Below are 13188 nucleotides of genomic sequence, written 5' to 3'. Positions count from 1 at the left end.
TATAAGCATAAAAGAATGGTCTTGTTATTTTTAGAGTTTTGGGTCAGTTTAAACGGTTCTATTTTATAGATATACTATCTGAGTAATCTTTTAACATGTTGGTTTTAATTCGGATAAAAGCAATGACCCCTAAAGTAGGCTAGAAGTACCTAATTTTAGAGGCTATGGTTTGGAAGGTGTTTATTTCCTTGAAAGACTACACCCGACTAAGTAAATCATTTTTTAAAATTGAATCTAAATTTTCATCAATATGCTTCCAATTCTCAGTAAACTTTAAAAGTTCACTATCTACAAACTCTTTCTTTATAAAAACTAACATGTAATATCCATCAATAATAATTCCAAAAAATCTTTCCTCGCTATCAAATAGCATATACCCTCCATTTACCAACTGCATAAATGAAGAACTCACATTTTTTAGAACCTCTATTTTAGGCATAGTTTTAGCAATCATAGGAGGATCGTAATCGTCCAAAAATGATTGTTCGCCATCACATGTAGGAATCCAGTACAAGTGCTCGCTATTAGCCATCATAGAACATATTTTTTCAAAAAGAGAAAAATGGCAATACTCATTATTCCTATCAAAAAAATCTAATAATTCAATTTTTTCAATATCCATTTCAATGGATGACTTATTAATCGCCCCCCATTTTCGAAGTAGGTTTAAAAAGTTATCCAATTCACTTTTGTTTAATAAACCATAGGTATTTCTTAATGAATCACTTTCTTCAATCCAGGGCTTATCCTTCATATCTTATCTCCATAACTTATAGAGGCGGGTAAGTATAAAAATCATCTTTAATCGCATAATAATTCATTATTTTCCCCTTTTTTTGTCAACCAATTATTATGAACTGCAGAATGACTCGATGATGTTTTTAAAATTAATAATCCCCAAAATCAGACTAAATGTCCTATTTGGGGGCATCTCTCAATAAAGGTGATTTACCCCCCATTTTTGTATTAATATCCTTTCAATTATTACTATCAAATTAATCAGTTTTAGCTTTAAATGAGCTAAAAAGAGGATACGAAACCTTTTTTGAATCTTCTAAATCAATGCACCAATAATCCATAAAAGTCACTTTGACAAAAAACTTTTCAAAAATAATCATCTTTACCGCAATCCGAAATAGATTCATTTCTTGTTGATCAGCTTGATCCAAATATACTTCAGAATATCTTTCGTTATGTTCAACTCTCGTCTCAAGACAAGTCCAAGATGATACAGCAGTTGGGTAACTTTCACTTAAATCATGTAAGCTAATTTCAGCAAAATCCTTGATACTTTGGTTATCCTGATTTGGTCGATCCCACGCCCCAATAAATAACTCTTTATCGATAGATGAATCATAGGATTCAGGAGCGAAAAAAAATCTAATTTGCTCAACTGTTCCAGTTGATAAATCTGGTTCATCAGGTGGATATGACTGTGTTAACCACTCTTTAGCTAATTGAATCTCCCAGTTATTTGATTCAACTATTCTTGGTTCAAGAATAACGTCATCTTCTATCTGAGTTCCAAATATAAAGTGTGGGGTATTAAAAATTTTTGGGTAAGATCCTAATCTTGGAATCCATATCAAATTATCTTCCGACCTTCCAGCAAAAAACCATAATGAATTACCTTGATATCCTTTTTCTGGAGAGTAAAAAACATAGTTATTTAAAAAAGCTTTTACTTTTTCCCGTTCAATTCGCACTTGCTCAGGATCATTGATAAGATCGCTAATATCAGCAGTAAGTTGAATAAACACCATATCATCTGATAATTTTTCAACTTTAAAAGCAGGTACTTCGAATAATTTTTTACCCCATAAATCTACATAGGGCTTCCCAAAAACAACTCCCCAATACATATCAGGTAGCCAATGCTCAAGTTGGTTGGTAGTAGGATGAATGCCACCAATGTGAGGATTAGCGATTCGCCAACTGTCCTCGACATCCATATCTATTATAGCTAAATCAGCATCGAACTTATGACAAACTTTTTTTACATAATCTATCAATTTATTTTGATCCGTTTGCTCTAATTCACTATGAATCGACTCTGTGCTATGCTGATCGTCATGAATAGGGACATTTAAAGCTCCCCATGCTCGTGTCTTCTTCACCCTATTCCAATATAAACTATCTGCTTGTCCTCCTCGATCATCAGGAATCAAAGTATCAATTATTTCAGGTGAAAACTTGATTTTAAAGGGTTCCCAAAAACCACATTTCTCAGGAATTAATTCAGGATAATATTCACATCTAAACCTCAATCGCTCAAAAAAATCTTGAGGATTTCTTAATATTTTGGCAGTATAAATTTCAGTAAGAATTGGATTTTTGATTTTCATCTTTAAAAACCTATATAATAAAATTATTGCTTAATTCTGTAATCGTGAAGAGCTTTCAATGACTTAGTTCTCATATCGAATGCATAAATTACCCCATCAGATTATTTAATTGTTTTCGGAATAGTCTCAGAATATTTCGTATCAGGGTTAATGAATAACGTAATCGTTTTAAGAAATTAATGACTTGTTTACAAAATTTTTATAACCATCAAGAAAAGATCAACATCATAAAAAATGTAAATTTAGTCTTTTGGCCTCTGTTTCGTCGCCATACCACCAAATAGCAATATCCTTGACTTTAGCTGACATTTCTTCATTTACGCCTTGATCAGTTTCTAATGAATAGGACTCTCCATTCTGATACCTTGGTATAACGATATTATTTATAAATAAATCATAAGCTTGTTGATGACAGTGCGGACAAGACGGTAATGATCGAAGAAAACGTTTTAGGTTATCTTTGATATACTTACGGTAAGCTGGTCCACCATGTTTAGCATATTGAGGGACTTCTTCATTTAAAATAGGGTCACTACGACCTGTTATCCATACAATAGTATGACAATTTGCACATTGTGCCCCTAATGTTTCAAATATTTCATCTTCATTCGGCGAAGTAAACGCTATACCATTTTGTTCAAACCCCTTTTGATACCATACACCTACCCCTAACTGACTGGCTGCGACTTGATGTAAAGCTCTCATTAAATTTTCCTTGTTATTTTATAAATCTATGCCTTTAAAAGTTGAACGATTTTAATCTCAAATCAATACATGATTATCTAAATCAAGCTAGTTTCTTCAAATTTTATAAATTCAGCTTTCTTTTTAAGTATTTGTGAATAAGCCAATGACATTTTAACGGATAAGAAACCACTTTATCTCTAAGATTTCATCTCTAGGCTCAGGCACTCATTAGATTTTATTTACCCCACTATTTCTTTAAAATTAAATTTTTTAAACCAAAATTAAAATAAAAGATATAAAGCCATTTTGGATGACCTTCTTAAAAATCATTAACTCACAAATTACTTAACCGATCAATTTCTTCTTCTGTATATGCTCTCAGCCAAAAAGGTTTATCTTCTAATTGATCATATTCATGTAAAGATCTTTGCCCTTCCAATATACACCAAGGTAAATCTGTTATGGCTATCTTAATAGGCTGATAGTCTCCAAATGCCTGACGAAAATGAATCGCACTACTCAAACAAGACTCAAAAGATCGAAAATATCGTATAAATTGAGCATTATTCTCATCTATGTTACCTACATCAATTAATCCGGCTTTACAATAATCCATAATTTTCTTTGTCTTATCTATATCCTCAAAGCGAACATATCGTTTATATAGTCGGTCTAATACCAATGACCTATCCATGTCGCTAGGTGCTGACTGCAACACCCTTCTCAAGGCTTCAAAGAAATTTTCCATAACTTGACTCAGACCCACCTCATACATTGTACATCCACCGCAAAAACCAACCATACTCATAAATATTGTCCTATAGGGTCTTAAACAGAATTAAAGCTGCCAATATTAAATCATTCATTTTTGACACAATTCTACGGATAATTTCTTGTTGTTTATCACTAACAATTCATCCACGAATACCTATTATGGCCTATTGCAAAAATGGCCTCATTTATTCATTAATCATGCCAGTTAATTTAAGAGAAATTTCAGGCCAAACTTTAATTTCAAGAGTTAAATACTTATTTTCTAAAAAAACTAACCTAAGAGATTGACTGTCTTCAAAAACTTGGAAATCAACCACCCCCTCAAAAAAAGATTGATATACAACAGTTTCTTTATATAGAAACTGCACTATCACTGAATCAATAATCAAATTAATAATTAAAATAAGTTTGTTTTGATTTGAATCAAAAAACTCTATTCTCTGATTATATTCTGAGTCAATATTACATTCACATCCAAATATTGAAATCAATTCATCACAATTTGGAACATGATACCCTTCCGTAAAAACTCTCCCCCTTGATAATCATCAAGCTAAATCTTCTTGTACGACCAACTGCAATTTTAAATATCGACTCTGCCTTTTAATGCAAATTATCTTTTCAAAAAAGTAATTATAATAAGCTACCAGTTAGCATTTTTTCGACTCCGTCTTTATACATGTTTTATTAATTTTTAACACTTAATTAAATATGCCCCCTTTTCAGAAGGCATAGCATTACATCTATTATCCGCAAGAAGCATTGCTGATTATTTTAGTCTTAGGATCTGTCATTACAGTGACTCGATCAGAGCGAAAATCCATAGTGACAGGCTGTCCTGGGGCAACATTACGTACGTTTGCTGCTTGCGTTAATTGTTTAATTTGCTCATCAGTCAAATTACTTTGCCCAATCAACTTTTTAGCTTCTTCTGGATTACATTGGGTATTTGCACTTCTAAACAATGCCCACTCTTCTACAACTTGACCATTTGGCAGATGGCAATAACCTACTTGTCCATTTGCTTCATCACGGATTTCAAGCTTCCCACCTTGTGAAACACAATATTCGCTTGCTGGATTTGCCATACCAACGGCGTGATCAACATTCTTTTCACTTTTATTTTGCATAGATGAACATCCGGAAAGTGCAGCCATAAGTAGTGTGAATAATGCAATTTTTTTCATTGATTAAAAGTCCCAAAAAACAAAATATAGCAAAGATTTGTGTAATATTTATTTTTTTACTGAAATATAAGTAGAATCATTGAATTTTTGCTCTCTGTTCGTTGTGACACATTATTGTGACTTTGTGCGTATCCTCACTACACTTTCTACAAATCACACAATTATTCAACTTGTATCCCAAGTTTTTGCAGATTAAACTTTCGATTATTTATATTATTTTTCATTCATTATGTCTGATTTTCAGCTGAGTCTAAGTGAATACCTCAATACCGTTTCTGAAATTATCAAAATGGCTTTTGGTGAAGCGGTATGGGTGAAAGCGGAGATTAGAAATCTAAATATAAAAGCGGGTCATTATTATCTTGAACTTGCTGAAAAAGAACAAGATTCGGATAAAGTCATAGCACAATGTAAAGGAACGATTTGGAAATTTAGTGCGCAAAAAATCGTATCCAAGTTCGAACGTGAAAGTGGTATCGAATTTGATAAAGGTTTGAATGTTCTAATTAAAGTCCGCGCAAAATTTGATGCTCAATATGGCTTTTCGGTCAATATTGAAGACATAGATTCAAGTTTTACTTTAGGTGAATTGGCAAAAAGATATTTGCAAATTGTGGATCGTTTGACCCAAGAGCAGCTCATTCATCGAAATAAACTTCTCGCAACACCCTTCGATATTGAAAATGTCTTAGTAATCGCACCTGAAAATGCAGCCGGTTTGGGTGATTTTAAAAAAGATGCAGATCAATTGCAAAATGCCAATTTATGTCAGTTTGTTTATTATTCAGCGACTTTTCAAGGCAATACAGCTCCGCAAAGTATTATGCAAGCTTTAGGCAATGGCTTACGTGATTGGGCTGAAAAATATGACCATGCACCTGATTTAATTGTGATTATTCGTGGTGGTGGTTCTGTCAATGATTTGGCCTATTTAAATGATTATGAACTTGCGGCTTTGTTATGCAAACGTTCTGTGCCGATTTGGGTCGGGATTGGGCATGAAAAAGATCGCACTATTTTGGATGAAGTGGCACACCGCTCTTTTGATACGCCAAGTAAGGTTATTGCGGGGATTCGCAATATCATTGTTGAACGTGCACAACACGCTGCTGATTTTTTGCAGATGATCAAACTTTATTCTAAACAGCATATCTCGGCATATCAAAATCAAAATGATCAGTGTATGCAACTCATCGAAACTTATGCGAAAAGGCAAGTTTCTGATTCACTTAAAAATCTGCAACTTTATAAATCATCTACGGCGTATTTTGCTCAACAAGTAATCAAGTCTGCTTCAGTAAAAACAGAGAGTTTGATGCGTGAGACACTATTGCAAAATCCCAAAAATGTGATGGCAAAAGGTTATGCAATCATTCGACATGAACAAAAAGCAATTAAGTCTGTTTCGCAAATTCACGGCGATCGTTTAGCGATTGAAATGCAAGATGGCACGATTGATGTAAGTATTCAGCAAATTGATCATGTAAATCCTTAGTCCTTATCATCCCCCAATTTATGAGATTTTTCTTATTTTTAAATCAGTATTGTGCTTGATTTTTATAAACAAATTTAATTTATGTATAGGTGAAGTGAATGGCAAAGAAAGAGTTAACATTTAAAGAAGGTTATGAAATTTTGAAGCAAAATGCAGCTTTGCTTGAATCTCAGGATGAACCTGATATCGACAATCTAATGAAAGTTGTTGAAGAGTCTATGCAAGCCTATAAAGCGTGTAAATCACGAATTGATGCTGTACAAACAGCGTTAGATGAAACATTTAAAGACTAAATTTTTAGTCCAATAAAAATGAGGATCCTAAGATCCTCATTTTTTAATTTAATCTAAATATTTAAATTAGAACAACAATTGTTTAGTTTGTAATAATTCATCTACAGAAGTTGTCACATTTTTCAACGTTAATAATTCTGTTGGGTTGTAATTTGTACCCGTTCCATCACGGTCTACAAGAAGAACTGTATCCGTACCACCAGAAGCATTTTTCACTTGTACAGAGCTAATAAAGTTTTTGATGTTTGCAGATGTAGGCGCTTGATCCGACAACAAACTCTTCACATCAATAAAGTCGATATCAGTATTCCAGTTTGTAGATTTCATAACAGTAAAGCCATTCACTGAATCTTTACCATTACCACCTGTTGCATCATTTTTATTAAGCAAGTTATAGATCAAGGTGTCATTACCACCGTTCAAATTAAATTCGTCATTTGAACCACGGCTAACAAATAGATCATTACCACTTGTACCATTCAGTGTATACGTACCAGATGAACCACCTGACATAATCACACCATCAGCTGTTACATGGAATACAAGTTGTGCGCTTGATACAGATTTACCCGCAGTAATCGTATAGTTAAATGCATCAATCTTACCAAGATCAGAAACTTTGACGCTTCCTGGTGAATAAGTATAAGAACCATCAGCAGCGATGATTAATTTACCAGTACCTGTAGTTGAATTGATCGTAGTTGTTCCTGAAGATGAAACATTTGTGCCGTTTACATCTGTGACTTTGGCATAAATACCGCCTTTGTCATTTGATGTAACATTCCCTGATACATCATTACTACTCAGCGAATAGCTTCCTACTTTAAGCGATGAACTTGTCATGCCGTAATTATCAAAATATGCTGTATTTGTTGAATAACTATTCGAGCCACTAGTATTCATCACAATACGATATTCTGTAGCCGTATTTTCATAGTTATAAACTGAAAGCACACCTGGATTATTTGAACTTACACTAGAAGTAAATTGATAGCCTGAAGATACAATTGTCCATGCGCCATTAACATATTTTTCAACAGTCAATTGAACAGTACTTCCATATGATACATTTAATGAATAATTCAGAGTTAAAAGTGATTTACCATCAATTGTAATACTAGCGTAGTTCACATCTGTCGTTTTAAAGATAAAGCCTGATGTAACAGATGTTTGCCCTTTGGCATTTCCTGTAAAGTCAATATATCCACGATCAGCAGAACTGTCAGGGCTATAGATTTTATTGTCCATGTCAGTTGCAGAATAGACCGTTTTAGATTGTGATACTTTAATCGCATTGTTTGTTGTATATACATCATTAACGGCTGTGATATTTGCAGATGCATTATCACCAGGATTATTTGGATCGAATACTAAGCCATCTGCACCAATCTGCATATAGATTTTCGCATCTGAAGTATTGCCCCATTGGTCTTTGATGGTATAGGTAAAGGTATCCACTTTACCAATTGCATTACTGTTGTTGTAGTCACGTTCGTAGATATATGCACCATTCGCAGCAATTTTCAAAATACCATATTGACCTTGAATAGTCGTTGAATAGTTTAAGTCTTGACCAACATCAGATGATGCACCAGTCGAACTTGACACCTTAACAACGGAAACTGAGCCCGTGTGAACGTCCGCATTTCCATCATTAATTGCATTACCGGTTGTTACCAATTGACCGTAGTCTTGCGATGTTCCTTTAACACTCATACCACCGAGGTAGAATGCAGCACCTAAACCATTTTGTTTAACACTGAAAATATACTTACCTTCAGTTAATGTTTGGTTCGAGCTACCGCCAGAAATACCACCAATAATAGAGATCGATGCACCAAAGTTTGGATCTTCTCTATAGTATTCATAGTTTCCAGTTGCAGCATTGTATTTATAAATCATCAATGTCAAGGTGCTTAATTGGATACCTAAACCTAATGAACCACTGCTAATCACAACATTGTTTACATCACCTTTCCCTACAGTATAGGCATTTGAATCAGTTGCAGCATCTGCACGGATGATAAAGCCTTGTACCGCAATAGAGAATAGGCCTGAAGATTGGTTTACAGCAACTGGTGATGGCAATGACTGGTAACCTAAGATATTGGCAATATCATTATTTGCTTGAAGATCAACGACATTTACAGCTTGAGTAGAAGAACTGGTTGCATTTCCAGCCAAATCTACAATACGTACTTGGTAGTTATATTTACCTGTAGCGAGATTTGATGGATCTACAGCACTCCAAGTTGTTGAAGTCGTTGTTGCATTGATCCAAGTTTTACCACCATCTTTTGAAATTTGTACAACTTCGTTGCTTGTTAAAGCACGGGTAATTGTACCACTAATGGTTAAGGTATGATCTGTTGTTACCCAGTCGCCTTTATTACCAGTATCATCTGAAATTCCTGTGATTTTCGCTGTAATACCTGTAGGAGCAGTATTGCTTACAACAATTTGACCTAAGCTAGAATCTTTTGTGTTTCCAGCAAGATCAGTTACACGGACTTTGACTGTACCATCTGCATAAGTACCATTTGCCAGTACAAAATTATTGTTTGTACCTTGTTTCCAAGTCTGACCACCGTCAGTTGAATACTGCCAAGTTGCACCAGCTTCTACATTAGAAACATTAACGGTACCATCAGCTGTAATACCATCTGTATTGCTTACACCAGTATCATTTGCAAGTGCTAAGGTAGCTGGGTTTGGAGCTGTTTTATCAATAACAAGTTGTTGTGCATTTTGCGTTACTGCACTGGTATTGCCTGCTGCATCTTGTACTTTGACTTGAACTTGACCTGCGGTATAAGTACCTTCTGCAAGTGTAAAGCTTGTACCTGTTCCAGCTACCCATGTTTTACCAGAGTCAATTGAATACTGCCATGAAGCACCCGTTTCAATTCCAGCTACTTTGATATCACCATTATTGGTTACACCATCAGTTGCATTTGATCCAGTATCTTGAACTAAGCTAAATGATGCTGATGCAGGAGCTGTTTTATCTACAACAATTATTGTAGAAATTGAGCTTACAGCACCTGTATTGCCTGCTGTATCTGTTTGCTTAACTTGGATTTGATTTGCAGCATAAGTTCCTTCTGCCAATGAGAAGCTTGTACCCGTACTTACGTTCCAAGTTTTACCACCATCAGTTGAATACGCCCAAGTTGCACCAGATTCTAGACCAGTGACATTGATCGTACCATTGTTAGTGATGCCATCAATTGCTGATACACCAGTATCTGTAGCTAACTTCAATGTAGCAGCTGCTGGTGCTGTAGAATCTACAACAATTGCTTTGGCACTTGTAGATGTACCCAAGTTTCCTGCAGCATCAACTACACGTACTTGAACTTGACCCGCTGGATAGTTACCCTCTGCGAGTACAAAGCTAGAACCTGTACCTGTTAACCAAGTTTTACCATTGTCTACTGAATATTGCCAAGTTGCACCAGTTTCAACGCCAGTTACAGCAATAGTACCGTCAGAAGAGATACCATCTATATTACTTGAGCCAGTATCATTTGCAAGTTTGATCGTTGCAGCATTTGGAGCAGTTTGATCAACGGTGGTAGCACCCAATTTTGTTACAGGGCTTGCATTGCCTGCAAGATCAGTGCTTTTTACTTGAACTTGACCAGCAGCATATACACCTTCAGTTAAAACAAAAGATGAGCCATTTGCAAATTTCCAAGTTGCACCGTTATCAGTTGAATACTGAACAAATGCATTTGGTTCTATGCCACTAATATTTACAGTACCGTTATTGGTAATGCCATCAGTTGCGCTAATACCAGTATCAGCAGCAAGTGTAGTAATCGGTGCAACTGGAGCAGAAGTATCTACAGTGATTGCTTTCGGTAACGCAACTTCTGGGCTTGATTCACCAGCGACATTGGTTGATTTAACCAATACTAGTTTACTTGCTGGATCATATTTTCCTTCTGGAAGTACAAACGCAGTACCCGTACCTACAGTCCAAGTCTTACCGCCATCAAGTGTATATGACCAGCTCGAACCTTTCGTATCTACATTAATCGTACCGTTACTCGTAATACCATCATTTGCATCGAAACCAGTATCAGAGACTAAAGTAAGTACTGGTGTCGCAGGTGGTTCATTAACAATCGTTAATGCACCAGCATCAGCATTAGCACTATCATTACCTGCAACGCTTGTCGCTTTAACTAAAACTTGACCTGCTGGATATACACCTGGTGCGAGATCAAATGAAGAACCTGAACCTTTATTCCAAGTCTTACCGCCATCGGTAGAATAAGACCAAGTAGAACCAGTAGGAACATTTGAAACTAAAACAGTACCATCACTAGTGATACCATCATTTGGATTTGCACCAGTATCATTTTCTAATTTTACAGTTGGTGCAGTTGGTTTAGTTGTATCAACAGTGATAGAACCAACAATTGTTGGCGTACTATTATTACCAGCAACATCAACAGAACGCACTTCTACAACATGATTCCCTTCAGGGGTAACGAAACTAGAACCTGTACCGTTGATCCAAGTCTTACCGCCATCAACCGAATATTGCCAAGTAGAACCAGCAGGTACATTTGAAACTAGAACAGTACCATCATTGGTAATACCATCAGTTGCACTTATACCAGTATCATTTGCTAATTTTGCATTTGGGGCAGTTGGTAATGTTGTAACAACGTTTAGAGATGCATTATAAGGTGTGTTTGGACCAACATTACCCGCCAAGTCAGTTTGTCTTACTTGGATTTGGTTAACATCATAAACGCCACCAGGAACAAGGAAAGTTGTACCTGTTCCTTTTAACCAAGTTGTTCCACCATTTAATGAATATTGCCATGTTGCATTGGTTTCAATTCCACCAACAACCATAGTACCGTCATTGGTAATACCATCAGCACCGTTAGAACCTGTATCAGCAAACAATTTAACACTGATTGCAAGAGGAGCAGTTTTATCAATCGTTGCTGTACCTAAATAACCTGGAGCACTCGGGTTACCAGCTACATCGATTACACGTGCACAAACTTGTTGAAATGCATAATAACCTTCAGCAAGTTCAAAAGTATTACCTGTTGCATTGATCCAAGTTTTACCACCATCAAGTGAATACTGCCAAGTTGCACCAGCTTCAATATTATTAACTTTTACAGCACCACTTGATGATACTAAGTCATTACGGCTAGTTCCTGTATCACTTACAAGACTAAGGAATGGAGTTTGTGGAGCGGCCATATCAATCGTGTAAGCTTGATCAGTTTGAGCCGTAATTTCACCCGTAGCATCAGTAATTTTTACTTGTACTGAACCTGCTGGATAACTACCTTGAGGAAGATTGATTTGCGTACTACCAGTTGCAACTTTCCAAGTAACACCACTATCAACCGAATATTGCCAAACAGTCGTAGCGGTAAGACCAGAAACGACTATAGTGCCGTTATTGGTAATGCCATCAGTATTACTTACACCATTATCCGCAAGAAGCGTAAACTTGATTGGCTGACCATTTAAAAGCCCACCAACTAAAGTACCCACGCCACCAACAACACCGCCAAGAAGATCACCGACACCACCAAGCAAACTTGTTGATGATGCTTTAGCAGTCGCAGTATTTGTACTTGTATTTACAGAATCTGCTGAAACTGTTGTTGGTACAACCGTGTTATCTACAGTAGTCGTTGGACTAACGCTAAGCTGCGTCTTTAATAATGAGTCAATGCTTGCATAAGAGCTTAGACTCACAGTTGAGGTCGCGCCATTTGCAAGAGAAAATTTTGCTTGATAAATTGAAGAAGAATTTGTTGGTGCAAGCGCAAGAATATTTTGAGTTGAACCATCATTATTGAAATAATTTGCAATAGTAATAGGCTGACTATTTGCAACTGTAATACTCAAAGTTGTGCCAGAACGTGCAACTGAAAGAAGATCAGATGTTGCAATGCTGAGTACAACCAAAGAGTTCTCTGTTAAGCCAATATTATTAATAGTATTCGTTTGTTGTAATACTTTACGGCTAGTTTCGGAGATCACTGAAATTTGTGGCATGATTAACCTCATCGTTTAGGAAGCTAAGGGATAGTTTTATTTTGTGACCTAAATCTTAGCAATGTATTAAAATGTGATCATTATCACATTATTTTGTTTTTTTGTACATTGTTTTTTCATGAAATCAGATCAGAGGTATTTGTATAAAAGTTTTATAAATGAATTATCTATCGGAATTAAATGGAATAATAATGTTATATTTCACATGAATAAATTTACTAAAAAATAACTTCATTATAAATTTTTCTATAATTTATCTAAATAATTTGTTGATATAAAAGTTATTTTTTGTCATTGCATTTAATTTTATCCCTTTAAAATAATTCACTAGTTAACTAATAATTGGGATTTTACTTAGT

Annotated in this window: 9 protein-coding genes; 2 read left to right on the top strand and 7 right to left on the bottom strand. The window is 35.4% G+C overall.

Annotated elements, in window-relative coordinates:
• Window positions 1-196: 196 nt before the first annotated feature.
• From F960_RS12050 to F960_RS12025, 6 genes are all read right to left on the bottom strand, one after another.
• Window positions 197-754, bottom strand: a complete 558-nt coding sequence (locus F960_RS12050) for a hypothetical protein (protein ID WP_004865503.1) — start codon at window positions 752-754, stop codon at window positions 197-199.
• 241 nt (window positions 755-995) lie between these two features.
• The gene (locus F960_RS12045) at window positions 996-2345 is read right to left on the bottom strand and encodes a hypothetical protein (RefSeq protein ID WP_004865501.1); all 1350 of its coding nucleotides are present in this window, start codon (window positions 2343-2345) and stop codon (window positions 996-998) included.
• 225 nt (window positions 2346-2570) lie between these two features.
• Window positions 2571-3050: a hypothetical protein gene (locus F960_RS12040; protein WP_004865499.1), complete on the bottom strand. Its 480-nt coding sequence runs from the start codon at window positions 3048-3050 to the stop codon at window positions 2571-2573.
• 316 nt (window positions 3051-3366) lie between these two features.
• Window positions 3367-3840, bottom strand: coding sequence for a hypothetical protein (locus F960_RS12035; RefSeq protein WP_004865498.1), 474 nt, complete (start codon window positions 3838-3840; stop codon window positions 3367-3369).
• A gap of 151 nt (window positions 3841-3991) precedes the next feature.
• On the bottom strand, window positions 3992-4297 hold the full coding sequence (locus F960_RS12030) for a hypothetical protein (RefSeq protein WP_035373140.1): 306 nt from the start codon (window positions 4295-4297) through the stop codon (window positions 3992-3994).
• A 255-nt stretch (window positions 4298-4552) separates the two neighbouring features.
• Window positions 4553-4993 (bottom strand): I78 family peptidase inhibitor, encoded by a 441-nt coding sequence (locus tag F960_RS12025; protein WP_004865495.1) that lies wholly within the window; start codon window positions 4991-4993, stop codon window positions 4553-4555.
• A 229-nt stretch (window positions 4994-5222) separates the two neighbouring features.
• On the opposite strand from F960_RS12025, the gene xseA reads away from it, so the two are divergent.
• Window positions 5223-6488 carry an exodeoxyribonuclease VII large subunit gene (gene xseA / locus F960_RS12020; RefSeq protein WP_004865494.1) on the top strand — a complete coding sequence of 422 codons (1266 nt, stop codon included), beginning with the start codon at window positions 5223-5225 and terminating at the stop codon, window positions 6486-6488.
• Window positions 6489-6586: 98 nt separating this feature from the next.
• Window positions 6587-6781 (top strand): exodeoxyribonuclease VII small subunit, encoded by a 195-nt coding sequence (xseB, locus tag F960_RS12015; protein ID WP_004865492.1) that lies wholly within the window; start codon window positions 6587-6589, stop codon window positions 6779-6781.
• A 66-nt stretch (window positions 6782-6847) separates the two neighbouring features.
• Here xseB and F960_RS12010 read toward each other — a convergent pair whose 3' ends face one another.
• The gene (locus tag F960_RS12010; protein ID WP_004865491.1) at window positions 6848-12829 is read right to left on the bottom strand and encodes an Ig-like domain-containing protein; all 5982 of its coding nucleotides are present in this window, start codon (window positions 12827-12829) and stop codon (window positions 6848-6850) included.
• Between the last annotated feature and the right edge of the window lie 359 nt (window positions 12830-13188).

This window comes from Acinetobacter gerneri DSM 14967 = CIP 107464 = MTCC 9824, assembly GCF_000368565.1.
In the GTDB taxonomy this organism is placed as follows: Bacteria; Pseudomonadota; Gammaproteobacteria; order Pseudomonadales; family Moraxellaceae; genus Acinetobacter; species Acinetobacter gerneri.
Note: the sequence above shows the minus strand (reverse complement) of the source record. Positions and strands in the feature narration are given on the sequence as shown.